Annotated in this window: 17 protein-coding genes; 1 reads left to right on the plus strand and 16 read right to left on the minus strand. The window is 50.6% G+C overall.

Annotation, left to right across the window (positions count from 1 at the left end):
- Positions 1-101 precede the first annotated feature (101 nt).
- The 4 genes from JW984_02320 to JW984_02335 all read right to left on the minus strand — a co-directional run bounded on the left by JW984_02320 (position 102) and on the right by JW984_02335 (position 4,785).
- Entirely contained in the window at positions 102-3,122 is a 3,021-nt protein-coding gene (locus JW984_02320) for an N-6 DNA methylase (GenBank protein MBN1572011.1), read from the minus strand.
- Between the two features lie 77 nt (positions 3,123-3,199).
- Entirely contained in the window at positions 3,200-3,712 is a 513-nt protein-coding gene (locus tag JW984_02325; protein ID MBN1572012.1) for a hypothetical protein, read from the minus strand.
- On the minus strand, positions 3,712-4,368 hold the full coding sequence (locus JW984_02330; GenBank protein MBN1572013.1) for a tetratricopeptide repeat protein: 657 nt from the start codon (positions 4,366-4,368) through the stop codon (positions 3,712-3,714). Before JW984_02330 ends, JW984_02325 begins: the two co-directional genes overlap by 1 nt.
- Positions 4,369-4,461: 93 nt before the next feature.
- Positions 4,462-4,785, minus strand: a complete 324-nt coding sequence (locus JW984_02335) for a hypothetical protein (protein ID MBN1572014.1) — start codon at positions 4,783-4,785, stop codon at positions 4,462-4,464.
- On the opposite strand from JW984_02335, the gene JW984_02340 reads away from it, so the two are divergent.
- The gene (locus JW984_02340; protein ID MBN1572015.1) at positions 4,778-5,221 is read left to right on the plus strand and encodes an alpha/beta hydrolase; all 444 of its coding nucleotides are present in this window, start codon (positions 4,778-4,780) and stop codon (positions 5,219-5,221) included. The genes JW984_02335 and JW984_02340 overlap by 8 nt on opposite strands.
- Before the next feature lie 369 nt (positions 5,222-5,590).
- Here JW984_02340 and JW984_02345 read toward each other — a convergent pair whose 3' ends face one another.
- From JW984_02345 to JW984_02400, 12 genes are all read right to left on the minus strand, one after another.
- On the minus strand, positions 5,591-6,022 hold the full coding sequence (locus JW984_02345; protein MBN1572016.1) for a universal stress protein: 432 nt from the start codon (positions 6,020-6,022) through the stop codon (positions 5,591-5,593).
- Positions 6,023-6,058: 36 nt separating this feature from the next.
- On the minus strand, positions 6,059-6,697 hold the full coding sequence (locus JW984_02350) for a V-type ATP synthase subunit D (GenBank protein ID MBN1572017.1): 639 nt from the start codon (positions 6,695-6,697) through the stop codon (positions 6,059-6,061).
- A gap of 6 nt (positions 6,698-6,703) precedes the next feature.
- Positions 6,704-8,089, minus strand: coding sequence for a V-type ATP synthase subunit B (locus JW984_02355; GenBank protein MBN1572018.1), 1,386 nt, complete (start codon positions 8,087-8,089; stop codon positions 6,704-6,706).
- Between the two features lie 17 nt (positions 8,090-8,106).
- Entirely contained in the window at positions 8,107-9,867 is a 1,761-nt protein-coding gene (locus tag JW984_02360; protein ID MBN1572019.1) for a V-type ATP synthase subunit A, read from the minus strand.
- Positions 9,868-9,873: 6 nt separating this feature from the next.
- Entirely contained in the window at positions 9,874-10,491 is a 618-nt protein-coding gene (locus JW984_02365; GenBank protein MBN1572020.1) for a hypothetical protein, read from the minus strand.
- 28 nt (positions 10,492-10,519) lie between these two features.
- Positions 10,520-10,825 (minus strand): Vacuolar H+transporting two-sector ATPase F subunit, encoded by a 306-nt coding sequence (locus JW984_02370; GenBank protein MBN1572021.1) that lies wholly within the window; start codon positions 10,823-10,825, stop codon positions 10,520-10,522.
- Positions 10,826-10,844: 19 nt separating this feature from the next.
- On the minus strand, positions 10,845-11,255 hold the full coding sequence (locus JW984_02375; GenBank protein MBN1572022.1) for an ATPase: 411 nt from the start codon (positions 11,253-11,255) through the stop codon (positions 10,845-10,847).
- Positions 11,256-11,283: 28 nt separating this feature from the next.
- Complete coding sequence (locus JW984_02380; GenBank protein ID MBN1572023.1) at positions 11,284-13,269, minus strand: hypothetical protein; 1,986 nt, start codon at positions 13,267-13,269, stop codon at positions 11,284-11,286.
- Between the two features lie 302 nt (positions 13,270-13,571).
- Positions 13,572-14,612, minus strand: coding sequence for a V-type ATPase subunit (locus tag JW984_02385; protein MBN1572024.1), 1,041 nt, complete (start codon positions 14,610-14,612; stop codon positions 13,572-13,574).
- Positions 14,613-14,768: 156 nt separating this feature from the next.
- On the minus strand, positions 14,769-15,080 hold the full coding sequence (locus JW984_02390) for a hypothetical protein (GenBank protein MBN1572025.1): 312 nt from the start codon (positions 15,078-15,080) through the stop codon (positions 14,769-14,771).
- Between the two features lie 347 nt (positions 15,081-15,427).
- Positions 15,428-18,058, minus strand: coding sequence for a DNA mismatch repair protein MutS (gene mutS, locus JW984_02395; protein ID MBN1572026.1), 2,631 nt, complete (start codon positions 18,056-18,058; stop codon positions 15,428-15,430).
- 123 nt (positions 18,059-18,181) lie between these two features.
- Positions 18,182-19,177, minus strand: a complete 996-nt coding sequence (locus tag JW984_02400; GenBank protein MBN1572027.1) for a ketoacyl-ACP synthase III — start codon at positions 19,175-19,177, stop codon at positions 18,182-18,184.
- Positions 19,178-19,186: the final 9 nt, after the last annotated feature.

The following is a 19,186-nucleotide window of genomic DNA, read 5'->3' on the forward strand; positions in this document are numbered from 1 at the left end:
ATTGGGCAAGGGGGTCGGCAAGGGCCGTCACTGCGAGGAGCGAGCCTGCTAAGCGGCGAAGCAATCGGGTGGATATATGGAAAATGGGTGGTGGGGGGAGATTATTTCCCCTCGCCCTCCACAATGGCGATCTCCTCATCGGTGAGGCCGTAAAGCTCATAGACGAGGCTGTCAATCTTATCTTCTAGAAAATCAACATCTGCATGTTTAGTATCATCTTTTTTTAGTTCAATAATTTTTCTTACATTATTTTCAATTTCTTTACATATTTTGTTTTTATCTTCATCACTTTTTTCCGGTAAATAAATTGGGAGCTGTTTTATATACTTATTTTCAAAAGAATAGAAACCACCTCTTAAAGCTGTAGATATTGACTTCAGATATATCTCTAATAACGATGAATTCAAAATTCCTAATAAATATTCGTAGTTTATATTCACTTCACTATTTAGTAAAATCCCATAAGCACCCGAAACACCTGCACTAAAAATGAAACCTCCTTTAGTATCATAAAAGAATGAGCTATTAAAAGCATTAAATGGTGTTAATATCTTATTTCTATCTAGTAATAGCATATTTTGAGGTCTACTATATGACCACCATATTTTTTTAAATCTGCCCTTTTCTCTTGAATTTAGAATCTCTTTATTTTGTTTTCTTGACAAGTAACTATATGCCAAAGGATAATTATCTAATAATTCTTTTTCTGTAAATAAAATCCCTTTTTCGTTATATGGGAAAATAATTAATTCATTCGTTTTTTCTACTTTATACCTCTTTATTTTTTTCCCTTTTACATAAGGTTTTAAAATTCCTTTTTCTATTTCTATCTCTTCACCAACTGAATTAGAAAAACATCTGATAGTTTTTTCACCTTTTTCAGAAATCTCCAATATAAAAACAGGATCTGCGCCAGATTTAGGCCCTTGAAAAATATTTGATGTGATTTCTTCCAAAGTTTGTTTGTTTCTTCTTACTTTTTCAATAAGCAATTCCAATTTTGGGTCTAAGAAAACCCAATTATTTTCTGACAATTCTGACGAACTAATGTTTAAATAACTAATGCCTTTATTTACTTCATTTTCCAAATTATCAATCTCCTCGTCAAATTTATAATAATCAAAATGAATCTGTGCTTTTTTTGTTAAGAAAAGTAGACAAGTATAATTTGTTGCATTCTCAAATATTTGGTTAATACCAAAATTTAGTATCTTGTAAATATTTCTATTTTCCGAAATAATTCTCCTTAAATTTTGACCATAATTAGAATTAAAAAACTTATGTGGGCAAATAAAACCCATTAAACCATTATTAGATAATAGTTCTAAAGCCTTTTCGATAAAAATTATATATATGTCGACATTACCACCACTCGCAGATATATAACTTCTTTTTAGAAGCTCCGTTGTTTTCGGTTGGAATTCTTGTAAAATTTGAGTTTTCAAATATGGTGGATTACCAATAATACAGTCAAATCCATTATTCTTAATTATCGTACCAAAACCAAACTTCTCATTATCCCAGTCAAATGGATTAGTTTCTTCTTCCTCAAATAAATCAAACTCATAGAGATGTTTTCTTGATAATAGCGAGTTACCGCATTTGATGTTATCCCCGAGGTCGGGGAGCGCCCGCTCCTTGAACATCTTTAGCTGCGTGTTTATTGTCTCCTCGCTCTCCCCCTCCAGCACCTTTAAAAGGAGCGAGAGCTTGGTCACCTCCACCGCTTGATTGTCAATGTCGACTCCGTAAATATTGTTCAACAGAATCCGTTTCTTCTCGGCCGTGGTCAGCTTCCATTCGCCCCCCGCCCCCTGATACAGCTCTTTCTTGTGCTTCTCCACGCCGTCCGCTTCGTAGAAATTTCTGTGCCAGTCAAGAAGCTTCTGATACGCACCGATTAGAAAAGAGCCTGAGCCGCACGCCGGGTCCAGAATCCGCATCTTGGATACGCGGTTAGGAGCGCTCCCCTCAAGCAGTTTGCCAACCGTGTTATCCACTATGTAGTCAACGATATAGGTAGGCGTGTAATAGACGCCCCCCGCCTTTTTGACCTCCGGCTTTTCCTCCACCACCGCCCGGTGGGAGGGCGTAAGCCTTATGACCTTCCCCAGAAACTGTTCATACACCTGCCCCAGAATGTCAATGGGTATGAAGGAGAACACATAGGGGCTTTCGGGGTAATAGAGGTCTTTGATTATATCTTTTAAAACCCTGTCGTCGATATCGAGAGACAGCGTCAACGTGTCCGGGTCTCCGGGCCTGTCTCTCTCCCTCGAAAAATGGAAGAGGCCGGAGTTGAACCTGTCGTCCGCCTGATGGTATATTTGAATCAGCCTCCGGTATATATTCTCGCCGTTAAGAAGAGACATGAGCCTCCCCTGATCATCTATGCCCCTATCCTCGCATACCCTCAAAAAGATAATTCTGTCGATTGTTTTTTGAACGGCGAAATTTAGATCTCTCGTTGTGAGGCTCGGATTTCTTATGGCAATATTTCTTGCCAACAGATCGCGCCAAGACTCGATCTCCTTCAAAAACTCCGAGTCCACCTCTTCCTTTGGAGATTTTTTATCCTCAAAAAACCGGTCATAATTTCCCTTAAGAACGGCCTCCTTTGAAAACACATCAGAAATAACTCCCCACTTTTTCTCGTATTCTTTATACGTAAAATAGCACACCCTGGCATTGGAGGCCTTATCGGTTTTTACAGGCTTAACGCGGCAGTCATAGACGGCGAATTCTTCAAAGTCGGTGAGGATAGAAAGGGGCATCTTCGCAGACCATGCGTAACGCCTGAGCTGAAATGCGGGGGCTATGTCTTCCTTTATATCAACGGAAGGTTTTTTTGCCTCAAGGAAGAATTTCTTTGTGCCGCCAATCCTGAATGAATAATCGGGCGCCTTGGTCACCCCGCCCACCTTTACGACCGCTTCGTGAATCACATCCCTGTACTGCGGCGCATAGCCTTTTTCATTGTTGACATCCCAACCCAATGCGGTAAAAAAAGGGTTAATGAATTCACTTCGTATCTCGGCTTCCTTATAATGCCCGGAAAGATAGGCATCCCGATTACGATCAAAGATATCGACAAGCTCTAAAATCTTTTCTGGCACATCCATAATCATCCTCGAAGTCATTACCTATTATTAAATTTGAGAGCAAATTTCACCATACTATATAATCTTTCCCTCCCCCCCTACTCCCCCGGATACCTCAGCTCTTTCGGCAGGATGGTCAGCTTATCGGTCCCGGTGTACTCGTTGTAGTTGTAGACCGCTATGACCTCACCTGTGGCCGGGGCGTCCTTGTTGAGGTAGGCGATGTTATACATCGCGGAGTTCAGGAAATATTCGTGGGAGAGGTAGAGGTTCAGCTTTTCTATCTCGGAGTCGGTGATGTCCGGCTTCACCCCGATGTTCATGTGGGCCGGCGACTGCTCGATTACGGTAAAATCGACCACGTCTTTGACGTCCGGTATGGGAGTGACCGAATCGGGCGTTTTGGGCTCCTCCGTTTTTTCTCCGCCCTTAAAAATCTCGAAACCGAATTCCTTTTCGAGCACATTGTTAAAGAACACGATCGATCCGACAACCAATCCAACTAAGAGAAGGACTATTATCAAACATCCTACACAGAAAGATCGATTTCTGGATTTTCCACGGTCGGGCTCCATCGGTTCAACGGGTTGTTTCATTTCAGTAGTTTCCATCAATTACCTCCCAGTCTCTCGTAGGTTGGGTCAAGTGAATGTGCCTTTTTAAACGCCTCTTCCGCCTCTTTGTCCCTTCCGAGAGACCAGAGGATTTTATAGTGGGAATAATGGCATCCGGCGCAATTCGGATTTATCTCGATCGACTTTTCTATGTCGGAAAGCGCCTTCACGCCGTCTCCCTTGATGAAGCGGGCGATGGCGCGGTTCGCGTACGCCACGTAGCTTTTCGAGTCGAGCTTTGTCACCATGTCCAGATCGGCTATCGCCTCGTCGAGTTTCTTTAGGGCAAGCTGGAGAAGGCCCCTCTCCAGATACGCCTCCTTGAAGTCGGGCTTTAGCTCGATCGCCTTCGTGTAATCCTCAAGGGCGCTGTCATACTTTTTGAGGTAGGAAAGCGCGACCCCCCGACTGAAATAGGCGTCGTATATGTCGGGATTGGTGGGGTTTCCCTCGATGGCAAGGGAGTAGAGCGATACCGCCTCCGCGTATTTCCCATCGTCCATCATCTCCTGCGCCTTGTCCCAGATGCTCTTTCCTCCCTCCTCGGATAAGGCCGTTCCCAGGGGGAAAAGGGCCGCAATGAACAGTAGAACTATCAATACCAAGAATTTCTTTAAAAACACGCTCTTTAAAAGTACGTTTCTAAAAAACACGATGTTTACCTCTCGTTTGTGCCGTTACCGATTCGCCTTGAAAAGCTCATATTTTCTTTTACCACAACAGGTGGTGAAAAATCAAGCTAAAACCTATGATTTCCCGGAAGCTCGACTCCTTTTGCCCGGGCCGAAAAGATACCTCCCGACCAAAAGCGATATCTCGCCTATCAGCTCTTCGTCGTCGAACCTATCATTCTCGTACAGTACGAAGTGGTGCGTCATGGATTCGATCGTCCACGCGACGAGCCTTGCTGCAAGATCCGGATTTATCGTCTTGACATTCGGGGCTTTTGAGACGGCCGTCTTAAGCTCCATAACCATGAACTCCTCGAACTCGGCGATAATATCCCCCAAAGGCCCTTCCCAGGGCGTCTCCTCGAAGATCACCCTGTCGGCGAGACCGACGATGGGCATGTCCCCTTGGAAGAAAATGCTTGCCGACGTCTTGAGGTTCATCCCGGTTCCGGACAAGATCGTTGTGGAGATGGTGTCAAGGCTATGCAGCGGGAACAGGGACGACACCCTCCTGTACGAGCGGGTGGGCGAGGCGTTCTCCGCCATCAGGAAAACGGCTGATGTAAAAAGTATAAGAAGATGGTTTATGAGAAACGTCTGGACATTGTCGCATTACGACTGGACGACCGGGCTTGTAAGTTTAAATATCCCGATCCTCCTTATAAACAGCGACAACGACATGGTAAACTCCGTCAACGCGATGGGGCTTATCGAGAGACAGCTTCTCGACTGCCGCGGCTACAGGATCGTCGAGGGGGGAAGACACTTCTTCCAATACACAAGGTCGGAACGGGTAATAGAGCATATGGAGGAGTTCTATAGGGAAATCTCGTAATATTGGGTGTTCAATAGATACGATTTAGTGAGCTTGAGGTACAAGAGGGACAAGACAAAATATCCGTATGTAAAAAATATGGAGATTGAACTCGGGAGATTGTCGTCAAGCCGATTACAACTCTTTTTTAATCGTCGGGAAAGAGGGAATACCGGTGACCGGAAACGGCAATATGTTTTTGTTGCAGCCGGGAGACAACAAATCAACGGGCATCGGGAAATCGGGGGTGCAGATTGTTTTATATCCAGTATTGCAAGTATGGCCAAGTACGGCAACTATAACAGGTTCGGAGAATGTGTCTCTCATCAGCGGCAATCAAGGGGTATGAGTGAAATCTGGAATTGGGAACAACAACGGGACCTTCAGTGATCAGGCAACCATCATAACGGGAATGTCCGTACATTCGACGACCTTGACGGAGATATCGCCGACGAGCACCCTCCTGGGTCCGATCTTGCCGGTCTTCGGCATGACTATGAGATCGACCTTGTTTTTTTTCGCCTCCTCCGTAATCCTCGATGCGGGCTCTCCCTCGACGATATCAATAAAGACCTTCATCATGTTGTTAGGCGCGGTCTTCTTGATTGAGTAGAGCATCTTGTATCTATCTTCCTCCAGCTCCTTTCTCTGCTCTTCCCGCTCAAGATCGGAGATCTCTTCCACGGCGTTAAGGGATTTTGTTTTTATAACGTTAAACAGTATGATTTCGGAATTGTGGACAATGGCGAGCTCATAGGCAATCTTGATGGCGTTTTCGGATTTCTCCTTTGTCTCTATGGGAACCATAATCCTTTTAAACATCCGGACACCTCTTTGAAAGACTTATATTTTTATATTTTACAAGGGGGGTGCTTTCTCGGCCAGTTTGGCCTTTACCCTTTTCATCTGGAAAAACGCCTCCCGCTCCTTTTCCGCGAGGTTGTCCTCTAAAAATTTCAGCGTCTCCTCGTACTGGGGAATAAAGATGTTTTCGAGGGCGTTAACTCTTTTCTGGGTCTTTTTGAGTTCGATGGCGAGCCTCCACACGGCCACCTCCACCTCCGTAAGCTCCACGATCCTCTCCAGCGCCTCCCTGAATCTCGTCGCCGCCTCATCGACGGAGCTCTCGGTCCCGCCGGGGTAGAAGTAGGGTCTCTTTTCCGTCTTGGTAATGTCGATAATCGGCACGACCACCCCCATGATGGTCCTGTCGGTGATCTTCATCGAAATATCCGGCATAACGGCCATCGACACAGCCTCCACCTTGTTGACCCCCATCCTCATCAGCGCGCGCCTCAGGGCCTTATAGGCCTTGGAGAGTACCTCCTCCGCATTTGTCCTTGCACGCCTCACATCCTCGATCATGTGCATGACCTCCATGACGAGGATCTCCCGCTTCTGGTCGAGGAGCTGGTAGCCGTCCTTGGCGAACTCCAGCTGCCCCTTGATCTTTATGAGGTTGCTCTTTGTGGGTGAAACGTTAAGCTTGTTTGCCATATACAATTACTCCAAAGGTGACGGCATATATTTTTCGATCTGCTCTTCCTTGACCCTCACGAGCTCCGCCCTGGGAAGGATCGAGACGAGTTCCCATCCGAGCTCCAGGCTATGGAATATCGAGCGGTCTTCGTCCATCCCCTGGGAGATGAACCTCTTTTCAAACTGTTCGCCGAATTCGAGATACTTCTTGTCCACCTTGGAAAGCTCATCCTCGCCGATGACCGAGGCGAGCATCTCCACCTGCTTCGTGGTGGCGTAGGCGGAATAAAGTTGGCTTGAGAGGTTCATGTGATCCTCCCTCGTCCTCCCCTCCCCTATCCCGTCGTTCATGAGCCTTGAAAGAGACGGCAGGACGTTGATGGGGGGGTAGATCCCCTTCTTATCGAGGTCCCGGGAGAGGACTATCTGCCCCTCGGTGATGTATCCCGAAAGGTCTGGGATCGGGTGGGTGATGTCGTCGTTCGGCATGGTCAGGATCGGTATCTGGGTGATGGAGCCGGCTCTCCCCTTGATCTTCCCCGCCCGCTCGAATATGGACGAAAGGTCGGAGTAGAGGTAGCCCGGGTATCCTTTCCTGCTGGGGACCTCCCCCTTCGAGGTGGAAATCTCCCTCAGGCTCTCGCAGTAGTTCGTCATATCGGTGATCACTACAAGGACGTGCATCCCCTTGTCGAAGGCGAGATACTCCGCCATCGTAAGGGCGCACCGGGGCGTTACGAGGCGTTCGATGGACGGGTCGTCTGCGAGGTTCAGAAACATCACCACGTTTTTCAAGGCCCCGCTCTCCTGGAAGCTTTTTCTGAAGACGTCCGCCACGTCGTGCTTTACTCCCACCGCCGCAAAGACCACTGCGAACTCCTCCTCCTCTCCCAGTATCTTCGCCTGCCTGACGATCTGGGCCGCAAGCTGGTTGTGGGGAAGCCCCGAGCCGGAGAATATCGGGAGCTTCTGCCCGCGGACCAGGGTGTTCATCTGGTCAATGGTCGAGATGCCGGTCTGGATGAAATCGCGGGGATATTCCCTTATTATCGGGTTTATGGGGGCGCCGTTTATGTCCCTATGTATCGTGGTGATCGGCTCGGCGCCGCCGTCGATCGGGCTGCCCAGGCCGTTAAAGACCCTTCCCAGCATATCGGATGATACCGGAAGTCTCAACGGCTCGCCCAGAAACCTCACCCTGCTCCCGGTGATGCTAAGGCCACTCGTCCCCTCGAAAACCTCCACCACCGCGAGATTGCTGCTGATCTCCAGCACCCTTCCGTGGAGCCTGTTGCCGTCGGGAGATGTTATCTCCACCATCTCCTCGAATCCCACGTCTTTTATCCCCTCGATAAAGATCAACGGGCCTTTGATCTTCTGAAGACCTACATATTCTTTTACAACCGCCATCACTTCAACTCCTTTGATCAGGAAATGAGTGTATCAAACTCTTCATCTACCTGCTTGAGTATTTTCTCGAAATCCTCTATCTTGTCGTTTTCGATCTTTCCCTTCATCCTGTTTAGCTCGTTCAAGATAGGGAGCTCCCTTATCTTGTAGATCGGAACTCCCTGATTTATTATGATCTGCGCCCTCCTGTAGAAGTGCATAATGAGAGCCATCATCTTTATCTGCTTTTTCGGCATACAGTACATGTCGATGTCGTCAAAGGCGCTCTGCTGGAGAAAGGCGTTTTTTATAAGCTTGGCTCCGTCCACAACTAACTTCTGCTCGTCAGGCAAAGCGTCCTCCCCTACGAGCCTTACAATTTGCTGCAGCTTATCATCTTGGCGCAGGATCTCCATCGCCTCGTTTCTCATTATCTTCCAATCCCTGTCGCCGTTTTCCCTCCACCACGTCTCCACCTCGTCCATATATTCGCTGTAGCTCTCCATGTAGTTGATGGCGGGGTAAAACCTCGCCGAGGCCAGCTCCTTGTCCAGGCCCCAAAAGCACCTGACGAATCTCTTTGTGTGCTGGGTCACCGGCTCCGAGAAATCACCCCCCGGCGGCGACACCGCCCCTATGGCGCTTACCGACCCCGTCCCTCCCCCCAGCGTTTCCACGCGCCCGGAGCGCTCGTAAAACTCGGCAAGCCGGGTCGCCAGATAGGCCGGAAAGCCTTCCTCGGCCGGCATCTCCTCCAGGCGCCCGGAGATTTCCCTCAAGGCCTCTGCCCAGCGAGAGGTGGAGTCCGCCATGATGGCGACGTCGTAGCCCATATCCCGGTAAAACTCCGCCAACGTGATCCCAGTGTATATGGAGGCCTCCCTCGCTGCCACCGGCATGTTGGAGGTGTTGGCGATGAGAATAGTCCGCTCCATCAGCGGCTTTCCTGTCCTGGGGTCTTCCAGCTCCGGGAAATCGACCAGAACGCCGGTCATCTCGTTTCCCCGCTCCCCGCACCCGATATAGACGATTATATCGGCGTCCGACCACTTGGCAAGGTTGTGCTGGGTTACGGTCTTGCCAGTGCCGAATCCCCCGGGGATCGCCGCCGTCCCCCCCTTGGCGATCGGAAAGAAGGTGTCTATGATCCTCTGGCCCGTAATAAGGGGAATGGACGGCGCGAGTCTCCCCGCATAAGGCCTTCCCACCCTTACGGGCCACCGATGATACATCTTTACCTCTTCAACTCCCTTCTTCGTCTCTATTTCGCATATCACGTCGTCCAGGGTGTACTCGCCCTCCGGGACGATCTTCTTTACCTTGCCCGAAATGTTGGGGTGCAAAAGGACCTTGTGAGTTATCACGAATCCCTCCGGAACCGTTCCCAGAACCGCCCCTCCTTTTAGATCGTCGCCGGCGGAGACGGTCGGGGTGAACTTCCACTTCAGCTCCCTCGATAGGGGGGACACCTGAACCCCCCGCTCGATGAAATCCCCGGTCGATTTCAATATCGTCTCCAGCGGTCTCTGAACCCCGTCGTAGATGTTGCTTATGAGACCGGGGCCCAGCTCCACCGATAGGGGAAGGCCGGTGCCGAACACCTCCGCCCCGGGCTTTAAGCCCGTCGTCTCCTCGTACACCTGTATCGTGGCCACGTCCCGTTCAAGCTCGATAACCTCCCCCGATATCCTGTCCTCCCCCACCATCACCATCTCCATCATATCGATCTCTTTCTCTACCCTGGCCTTTACCACCGGACCGCTTATCCAAATAACGGCTCCGACCTTGTTTTCCATCATCTCTCCTTATTCAAAAAGAATCTCGGAAATCCTGACCCTTATCTCGTTCCTCTTCCTGTCGAGGATGCTGTCAAAGGTGTTGTCAATAGAGACCTTGCCCCCCTTCTCCCGAACGATCACCCCTCCCATATCCTCCGAAACCTCGTTTAACGTTATCTTCAATCCCTTCTTTTTCGTGTTCTTGGCTATCCTCTGTACGATCTCGTTTGTGAGCGCCAATCCCTCCCCCTCGTAGACATCGACCGTAAACTCCTTCCCCTCAAGCTCCGCTATGGAGGATTCGACCTGTTTTATGAGTATATCCTTGTACTTCTTAGTCTTCTTCAGCTCGTTGAACTCCTGCCGCGCCCTGCGAAATGTCTCCTCTATCAACGTCTCTTTGGAGTTCAAGACGATCTTCTTCACCTCCATCTCGGCGGTGGAGAGGAGCTTCTGTTTTTCCTTTTCCCCCAGCTGTTTTCCGGTATGGATTATCCTGTCGGAGTTCTCCTTCGCCCTGCTTTTAGCATCCTCCATGATCTTCTTCTTAGTTTCCTCTGCGCTCTGGATAATCCACTCCGTTTTGTCCTTCGACTCGTTCAAGACGATCTGTCCCAGGCTGTCAACAGACTCCAAGGGTGCCATTTGCCGTCCTCTCAATAAATCCTTAAAATCAGATCTTTATCCCTATTGCGCTCTTTACCAGATCAGAAATGGTGATCTTGTCTTCGAGGGAGCCGCCGATGTCTGGAATCTCCACCAGGAGGGGGAGATTCCTGTTTATGATGATATTTTCTATCTCCGGCCTTATCTCCTGGGCCACCCTCTCCGTTATCAGGATGATCCCTATCCTTTCCGACTCCACGGCCTCGTTGAGAGCCATCAGTCCTTCCCTGGAGTTGTTGACGCTCCTGCCGTTTATTCCCGCGAGGGAAAAGCCTATAACGGTATCGCTGTCGCCGATTACGAAAAATTCCATTTCACTTCCCGCTTCGTCATTAACCGAGCTTGCCGAGGATCATGATCGATATGATCAGTCCGTAGATACAGACTCCCTCCGCCAGTCCGACGAAGATAAGGGCACGGCCCGCGAGGTCCGGCTTTTCGCTCAACGCCCCCATGGCGGCGGAGCCGACGCCGCTGACCGCGATCCCCCCGGCGATACAGGAAAAGCCGGTTGCCAGGGCCGCCGCGATGTATCCCCAAGACTTCACCTGATCGGATACGCCCCCGCCCCCGGTGCCCGTCGCCACATCGTGGGATGGAGGAGCACCCTCGGTTTCGGTATCGGTCTGAAATCCGTAACTCTCGGTGGGCGTTAAAATTCCGAACATCATTACGCCGGTCATTCCGGTAACAAGCAAGACGTTCAGCAATATCAGTCCTATAACTATCTTTTTGATCTTCATGAAACAACTCCTTTTTTATTTTATGACTCTATTTTTCTTCGCCGAAGGCCCCTACCTTCATGGGAGAGAATATCTTTCCCTCCCCCCTGTAAAATTTACCGAAGAACTCGTAATATATAAGCCTTACAGATTGTATCGACACCACGAGGCCTTCGAGGACGATAACAAGCGCGTTTCCCCCTATCATCATCGATATAGAGGCCAGCCCGTACGTATCCCCCTTTTTCAACATCTCCACCAGCATCAGGATCGCCCCCATCAGCGCCACGTGGGCCAGGGAAAAGGCGGCCACCCTGATAAACGAGACGCTGTTCGAGAGAAAACCGGTGCAGGTGTCCAGGACCTCCACCAGAGACCCGAGGAAATACTCCCCAGTCTTCTTTATCAGCGGCCTCTTGTTGGAAAAGAGGTGATAAATCGGCTCCCTCAAGAAGATGATCAAGAGGGGAACCCCCACGATCGAGATTATCCCCCACGTAGGTATTTTCACGGCTTCCGGCTTGGCGAACGAGACCACGACTACGAAGATCGCCCCCCAGTAGAAGATCGTTCCCACGAGACCGTGGTTCTCTAAAAGCCCCACCTCGAAGTCCCTTGCCCTGATGGAGTTTATGATATTAATAATAAGCCCGATGCTGATGAAGAATATCCCGAAGGCTATGGCCGAGACCATCAACGAATCGATATTCTCCATCGGGCTGAAGACAAATCCGTAGTGGATTGCGTGGTAGCCGAAGAGTTCGCCGAAGATCACGCCGAAAAACATCGAGGAGACCCCGGCGATGTTCAAGATGCTCCCGAGGTCCTTGGCGGCCTTGTATTTTTTCTTTACCAAAAGTCCGATGAGAAAGAGACAGAGCCCGTGGCCGATGTCCCCGAACATTACACCGAAGAGTATTATGAACGCCATCCCGATTATCGAGGAGGGCTCGATCTCGTTGTAGTTCGGGGGGCCGTAGGTGGTAACGAGGGTCTCGAAGGGGGCCAGGAACTTCGGGTTTTTGAATATCACCGGGACCTTGACCCTGCCTGTTCTCACCTCCTCGATCTCCTCCGGTCTCGTCGTGCTCAAATAGAAGGGATTTTTCAGGGTGGCTTTCAATGCCTTTTCGAGTTTGTCGGCGTTCTCCTCGGCCACCCAGCCGGTAATGAGGGCCGTGCTCTCGGAGATACCCATCGACTTAACCGCCTTGAGGATATCGAGATTCGTCTCGAGGTGCTCCTTAGTCTTCAATATCTCTCCCCTCTCGGTCCATCCGAAGCCCCTCAGCTTGTTTTCGCTCTCCGTAATCCTGATCTTTATGTTCTCTATTCTGGCCTCGATCTCCTGTATCGCCTCCTCGGGATTTCCTTTACAGTCCTGAGGAAGCGGCACGGGCTCAAATCCCAGGTTTCTTATTTCGCCCATGAGCTTGTCGGCGTCCTCGGCAAGGCAAAAGACAGCCCCCAGCTCTCGATCGCCCCTGGTATCAAGCTGGATATAGGAGGTGTATTTTGTCGTAACATATTCTTCGAGGCTGCGGGAGACCTTCAACGGGAAGTAGCCGAGCGACATGTGAAGTACCTTTAAGGATCGCATCCTTTCAAGATCGGCGTTTATCCCGATCATGTTTTTTGCCTTCTTTAGATTATCCTCTTCGGATACGAGCATATCCCTCAGGGAGAGGACTTGATCGCCTATGGACTTTATCCGGTTGTAGTAGCCCTCGATCTTATCCTCGAGGGCGTCGATATCTTTCAGGGGATTTACGTCGAAATTGCCGGGAGCTATTGGGGCGTCTTTGGGGATTTCGGTGTCTTCTATTATCTCGTCGAGCTGTCTCTTGGCGGTCTGGTACCGGGAGACAACCTCGAGCTCCTCTCCCGGCGTCCAGCCCATATCCAGCAGGCCCGGCGTCTGCCCGACCTCTTCCAGGTGCATTATGCCGAGTCGGCCTATCTCCTTGGTCACAACGGCAAGGTCCCTATCGAGGATAAGGATATTGGCCCTAATCATTGGCACGGGACGAAACATCTATTTACCCTTTCGGCATTTGGATTTTAAAGCAATTAAGCCTTTAGTGGCTTCAAAAAATAACTTCTTACCCAATAGAATCTCTTCTGAAATTGTGCCGCCTGGGACAATTTTCGCTCAGCCGATTTTCAGATCACCGTTTTACAGGTTGCTAATTTGCAGTTCTCTTTTAGATCGCGCTTTCAGGTCGCGTGCTTTTAGTTCAATATTCCACTCCAGATCAACAGGGTAGCTACAATTATATTTCATTTAGGTTCCAAATTCAATTCATTCACATATCAAACAAAGAAAAAAAGCTTCGCCTACATGACAAGGCTTGCCGATATTTCATCTTCGGCAAGGTTGTGTCTTTTCCCCTCGGCTATACACTTGAGGTTTCCCACCTCGAGCTCCTTTAAGGCGAGGTAGCCGATGATTGTGCCGATATTGAACGGAGAGCCCGAAAGAACTTTCCTGGCGCTGGCCGCCATGATGCGGTTCAGGCCCATCTCCAGCTCCGGTAGATCGCCGTAACTCCCCACGTGTCTCCCGTAATATGAGCTGTTTATTATGTCCCTGTAGTCCTCTTCGGTGGCCCGGGTCAAGGACTCCAACTCCGTTTTTGCAAGCCTGTATCTTATCGGGATGATCATCGATTTTACAGCATCCGAGGGCACATCGTAATAGAGCCTGTATCTCAAGGTCCCCATGATGTTGAAACAATCTATAATGGTGCCGATATAGCCCTTCATGATCTTCTCGTCGTTGCCCGTCAGGTTCTTGAGATTTTCGAACATACTGAAATAATATGTCTCGTCCATGGGGCGCTCGAGCAGGACCGTCCTCCTGTCTTTCACAAAAAGGGGGAGCACCTGCCTCAGCGATATTCCATATCGGGTTGAGCCCAGATCGGACACAAACTCGTCGACGTCTTTGCTGTTTATCAGCCTATCGTAATCTATATTGGAAAGACCGTTGGTCGGAATCAGCGCATCGCTTATCAAAACGGGGCTTATACCCTTGAACTTCCCCCTCAATATGATCTTGAGGTTTTCCACCTCCAGCCTCGAGATGAGATGAGCTATAAAGGTGTTTTCTTTTTTTGACGTGAAGAACTTGAGTATGGTCTTGTAGGTGGCGATTAGGCTCCTGTCGAAGGCCCTGGTGACCTCCGTAATCTCCGCCTCGCCGGAGCCGAGTCCCAAGAGCGTATCTCCGTAGTCGGTATCGATCAGGGCCTTGACAAACGCGTCGAGCTGGGTGGTCTCCATGAGCTGTTTGTACCTTGCCCCGTCGAAGAGGCGGCTTTTCATGCCCCTTATCTTGGCGTTGATAAAGGAATATTTTTCTACTTCAAGCAACATATATTTTCAATCAATCCTTATACGATCAATCCGATCACAATAACACCGGTTTAACAGCCCCGCCTCACCCCAGCCCCCCCTACCAAATTGCCCCAACCCCCCAACCCCCCCCTATCAAATTGACCCGACCCCCACAACAAAATTGACCCGACCCGATTATATCTCGAAGAACTCGGAGATCACCGTCGCCGCCGCCTCGTCCATCCTCTTTTTCGCCCTGGCCTCCATCTCCTGAAGGTTCTTTTTTGTGCGGAGGTGGATTTTTTCGGCCTCCTCCTTTGCATCCACGACTATCTTTTCCCTGATCTTCTGGGCCTTGTCTTCCGCCTTGAATCTCATCTCCTTCAGCATTTCATCCGCGTCCCTCTGGGCCTCCCCCTTTATCTGGTCCGCCCTCCTGTTGGCGCCGTCCAAAATTTCTTGTGCCTCCGCCTCGTACTCGAGCATCTTTTTAAGCTCTTTTTCCACCTTTTGATCCCCTATTACTATTTATATTATATACGAGACCTTCCACCTGACGCTAATTGAAAATCCCCCGACCCCCCTAAAACTCCCCGACCTCCGTAAATTACCTGCTCCCCCCAGTAAATTGCCCGACCCCCCTAAAACTCCCGACCCCCCCCTCTAAAAAAAACACCCCTTATAAAAGGGGCCTATATCGAACAGATTCTATTCCACTTGTTGAATCAATGCAAACACCGAATGCATACAAGGCTATAACGAGATTTTTAGATGGAACCTTCATAATAGTCTCATCACCCTAACGTTATAGGTAGGTATAATCTCACAGGGAATTTTATATATCAAGAAAAAAACTATTGTTCCTTTATTTTTTTTAGTTTTTTTACAATTTCGTCTAACCTATTAAGGGCGTCCAGCGGGGTCATGTCCTGCGTATCGAGCGCCGCCACTTCCTCGAAGAATTCCCTCTCGTCGCCGTAAAAGAGGTCGAGCTGCGAATCCGTGTGTCTCTCCGGTGCTTTGTCCCCTGCTATCAGGGCGGGGATGCCCCTCGTGGTGAATTCCCCTCTCTCGATGTTTTCGAGGATCGCCTTCGCCCTTTCGATGACCTCATGGGGGATCCCCGCGAGCCTCGCCACGTTGATCCCGTAGCTTCGGCTGGAGACCCCTTCTTTTATGGTCCTCGAGAAGATCATCCTCCCGTTCCACTCCTTTGCGGATATGTAGTAATTTTTTACCCTCTCCTTGACGGCCGAAAGCTCCGTCAGCTCGTGGTAGTGGGTGGCAAAGAGGGTTCTGGGTCTCAGCGTTGCATTGTCGTGGATATATTCGGCCACGGCCCAGGCTATGGACAGTCCGTCGAAGGTGCTCGTACCCCTCCCTATCTCGTCGAGTATGACAAGCGACCTCCCCGTGGCGTTGTTCAGGATGTTGGCCGTCTCGACCATCTCCACCATGAATGTGGACTGCCCCCTGACTATCGAGTCCGACGCCCCGACCCTCGTGAATATCCTGTCGACCACGCCTATCCTGGCATGGCTTGCAGAGACGAAGGAGCCTATCTGGGCCATCAGGACTATTACGGCAACCTGCCTTATTATGGTGGACTTTCCCGCCATGTTGGGGCCGGTGATGATGAGGAGCTGTTTTTTGCTCGTGTCAACGGATATATCGTTTGCCACAAAAGTCCCCTTCGGGAGGGCCTTTTCCACCATCGGGTGTCTCCCATCCCTGATCTCTATGATCAGGGACTCATCCACGACCGGCTTTGTAAAATCGAGGTCGATGGCACAGAGGGCGAGGCTCGTGTAGACGTCAAGCGCAGCTATCGATGCCGCCGCCGCCTTGATATCCCTTATCCAGCCCTTGACCCAGTCCCTTAATTCCACGAAGATGTCGTACTCAATCGCCTTGATCCTATCGTCGGCACCTAAGACCTTCGCCTCGTACTCCTTGAGCTCCGGGGTGATGTATCTCTCGGCCGAGACGAGGGTCTGCTTTCTTATGTAGTCGTTCGGGACCTTGTCGGTGTGGATATTCGAGACCTCGATGTAGTAGCCGAAGACCTTGTTGTATCTAATTTTGAGCTTCGGGATTTTCGTCCTTACCCTCTCCTTCTCCTCGATCCTCAATATCCAGTCCTTACCCTCCCTGGAAATCGATCTCAACTCGTCCAGCTCCTCGTTCACGCCGTCGGCGATAATTCCGCCGTCCCTAAGGGAGGGCGGCGGCGACTCCACAAGCGTCTTGTCGATCTTTTCGACAAGCTCGGCGAATTCGGCGAATCCCTCCGTTATCTTGTCTATCGCATCGGCCTTGAATCTCTCGAGCGACTCTCTCACGACCGGTATCATCTTAAGCGACCCGGATAGGGCCGCGAGGTCCCTCGGCCCAGCGATGTTCGTGGAGACCCTGCCGACAATCCTCTCGATATCTGAAATTTGAGAGAGCATTTCGGTTATCTCCAGAGTCCCTCCCCTGTCGTTGTAAAAACTTTCCACGGCGTCAAGCCTCGATTGGATCTCGGTAACGTCGGTTAAGGGATAGTTTATCCAGCCCCTCAGAAGCCTCCCGCCCATCGAGGTTACCGTCCTATCCAATAGCGAGAGGAGGGAGCCGCTCCTGGCGCCCTCGTAGAGGGTCTTTACGAGCTCCAGGTTTCTCTTCGTGACGTCGTCAACCAGCATGAACTCCGAGGGGACGTAGAGCCTCGGGAAGGAGAGGTGGAAAGCTTCGCCCCTCTGATAGTCGACCACGTATCTCAAAAGCCCGCCCGTCGCCGAGAGCGCCAGGGGCGTTTCCTTGATTCCCAGCCCATCGACGCTCCCAAGATTGAATATCTCGCAGATCGTCTTTGCGGCGGATTCAGTAGAAAAAGGAGAGGGGTCCATGTAGGTTATGAGGAGATGGGAAAACACGGTGTACAAGGGCTCGGCGTCCGCCTCCCCCTCCATCCCCTCCGGCATCACCACCTCTCTGGGATTCAGCTTGGATATTTCGTCGATAAGCTCGAAAACGTCATCGAGCTCCGTCGTCCTGAACTCCCCAGTGGAAAAATCGAGGAAGGACGCCCCCCATCTGTCCCCGCCCTTGACGAGGCCGGCTATGTAGTTGTTCTCCTTAGACTCGATCCCGCCGATTTCTCCAGAAAGCCCCGGCGTGACCACCCTGACGACCTCCCGCCTGACGATCCCCTTCGCCTTTGCCGGGTCCTCCACCTGCTCGCAGATCGCCACCTTGTAGCCGTTTTTCAATAACCTCGATATGTAGTTTTCCGCGGCGTGATACGGGACACCGCACATAGGGACGGGATTTTCTTTCCCCTTGTCCCGGGTGGTGAGGGCGATCTCGAGGACGGGCGAGGCCTCCATTGCGTCCTCAAAGAACATCTCGTAGAAGTCCCCCATGCGATAGAAGAGGATGCAGTCGGGGTAATCCTCCTTTATCTTGTGATACTGTCTCAACATGGGGGTGAGGTCTTGCATCGATCTCTATATCCTTGAGAGTACTATTTCTTCATATTAAAAAGGGCGGACGGGATTAAAAAGAGAAACCTTGAAAAATCCTGATCCACCCTTGGAAAAGCGAAATTTTTTAAAGAAGCCTTCCTACCACCTCACCAGCGACGAGGCCCACGTAAAGCCAGCTCCAAACGCCGCGATCATTAAAATATCTCCATCATGGATTACGCCCTGTTCCAGCATCTCGTCGAGGCAGATCGGGATTGTGGCGGCGGTGGTGTTTCCGTATCTCTGGATGTTATGCCACACCTTCTCCTCCGGGATGCCCAGCTTGTGGGCTACGAACTGGTTGATCCTCATATTCGCCTGATGGGGCACCAGATGATCGATGTCTTCAATTTTAAGACCGTTGGCGTCCAAGGCCTCGTGTATTACCTCAGGCAACCTCGTCACGGCGTTCTTGAATACGTTCTTTCCGTTCATCTTGGGCCAGACCTTCCCACCATCGAGCATCTGGTGGGTGATCCTTGGAAACGTACGGCACGAGGTAGCCTCTATCCAGAGCTCACGAAATCCGTTGCCGTCGGCGTGGAGGTGCGAGGAGAGTATGCCCTTATTTTCATCGTCGCTGACCCCGATTACGGCGGCCCCGCCCCCGTCGCCGAAGATCACCGTGACGTCCCTCCCCTCGTCGGAGAACTGAAGTCCGGTGGAGTGGACCTCCGCCCCGACAACGAGCACGTGGTCGTACATTCCGGTCTTGACGAACTGGTCTGCTATGGCCATGCCGTACATGAAGCCGGTGCACTGGTTTCTGACGTCGAGCGCCGCGACGCCTGGTATTCCCAGCTTCTCCTGCAGAAGACACCCCGAGCCCGGGAAGGTGTGATCGTAGCTCAATGTCCCGAAGATTATCATGTCGATATCCTCCGGCTTTATCCCCGCCCTCTCGATGGCGATAACGGACGCCTCATATCCGAGGTCCGATGCTCCGGTGTCATCCTCCACGTACCTCCGCTCGACTATCCCGGTCCGCTCCTGAATCCACTTGTCGTTGGTCCTCATCACTTTTGACAGATCGTGGTTCGTCACCACCCTCTCCGGCAGGCATCTGCCGGTAGACAATATCCTGGATCTCCTCATATCTTCTCC

This window comes from Candidatus Zymogenus saltonus (assembly GCA_016929395.1).
Lineage (GTDB): Bacteria > Desulfobacterota > Zymogenia > Zymogenales > Zymogenaceae > Zymogenus > Zymogenus saltonus.

Bases quoted from the DNA above. Each gene is read 5' to 3' on its own strand.
- JW984_02335 (MBN1572014.1), bottom strand. From the start codon at position 4,785: ATGCCCATCGTCGGTCTCGCCGACAGGGTGATCTTCGAGGAGACGCCC.
- JW984_02350 (MBN1572017.1), bottom strand. From the start codon at position 6,697: ATGGCAAACAAGCTTAACGTTTCACCCACAAAGAGCAACCTCATAAAG.
- JW984_02375 (MBN1572022.1), bottom strand. From the start codon at position 11,255: ATGAAGATCAAAAAGATAGTTATAGGACTGATATTGCTGAACGTCTTG.
- JW984_02360 (MBN1572019.1), bottom strand. From the start codon at position 9,867: ATGATGGAAAACAAGGTCGGAGCCGTTATTTGGATAAGCGGTCCGGTG.
- JW984_02400 (MBN1572027.1), bottom strand. From the start codon at position 19,177: ATGAGGAGATCCAGGATATTGTCTACCGGCAGATGCCTGCCGGAGAGG.
- JW984_02380 (MBN1572023.1), bottom strand. From the start codon at position 13,269: ATGTTTCGTCCCGTGCCAATGATTAGGGCCAATATCCTTATCCTCGAT.
- JW984_02370 (MBN1572021.1), bottom strand. From the start codon at position 10,825: ATGGAATTTTTCGTAATCGGCGACAGCGATACCGTTATAGGCTTTTCC.
- JW984_02325 (MBN1572012.1), bottom strand. From the start codon at position 3,712: ATGGAAACTACTGAAATGAAACAACCCGTTGAACCGATGGAGCCCGAC.
- JW984_02355 (MBN1572018.1), bottom strand. From the start codon at position 8,089: ATGGCGGTTGTAAAAGAATATGTAGGTCTTCAGAAGATCAAAGGCCCG.
- JW984_02385 (MBN1572024.1), bottom strand. From the start codon at position 14,612: ATGTTGCTTGAAGTAGAAAAATATTCCTTTATCAACGCCAAGATAAGG.
- JW984_02340 (MBN1572015.1), top strand. From the start codon at position 4,778: ATGGGCATGTCCCCTTGGAAGAAAATGCTTGCCGACGTCTTGAGGTTC.
- JW984_02345 (MBN1572016.1), bottom strand. From the start codon at position 6,022: ATGTTTAAAAGGATTATGGTTCCCATAGAGACAAAGGAGAAATCCGAA.
- JW984_02365 (MBN1572020.1), bottom strand. From the start codon at position 10,491: ATGGCACCCTTGGAGTCTGTTGACAGCCTGGGACAGATCGTCTTGAAC.
- JW984_02320 (MBN1572011.1), bottom strand. From the start codon at position 3,122: ATGGATGTGCCAGAAAAGATTTTAGAGCTTGTCGATATCTTTGATCGT.
- mutS (MBN1572026.1), bottom strand. From the start codon at position 18,058: ATGCAAGACCTCACCCCCATGTTGAGACAGTATCACAAGATAAAGGAG.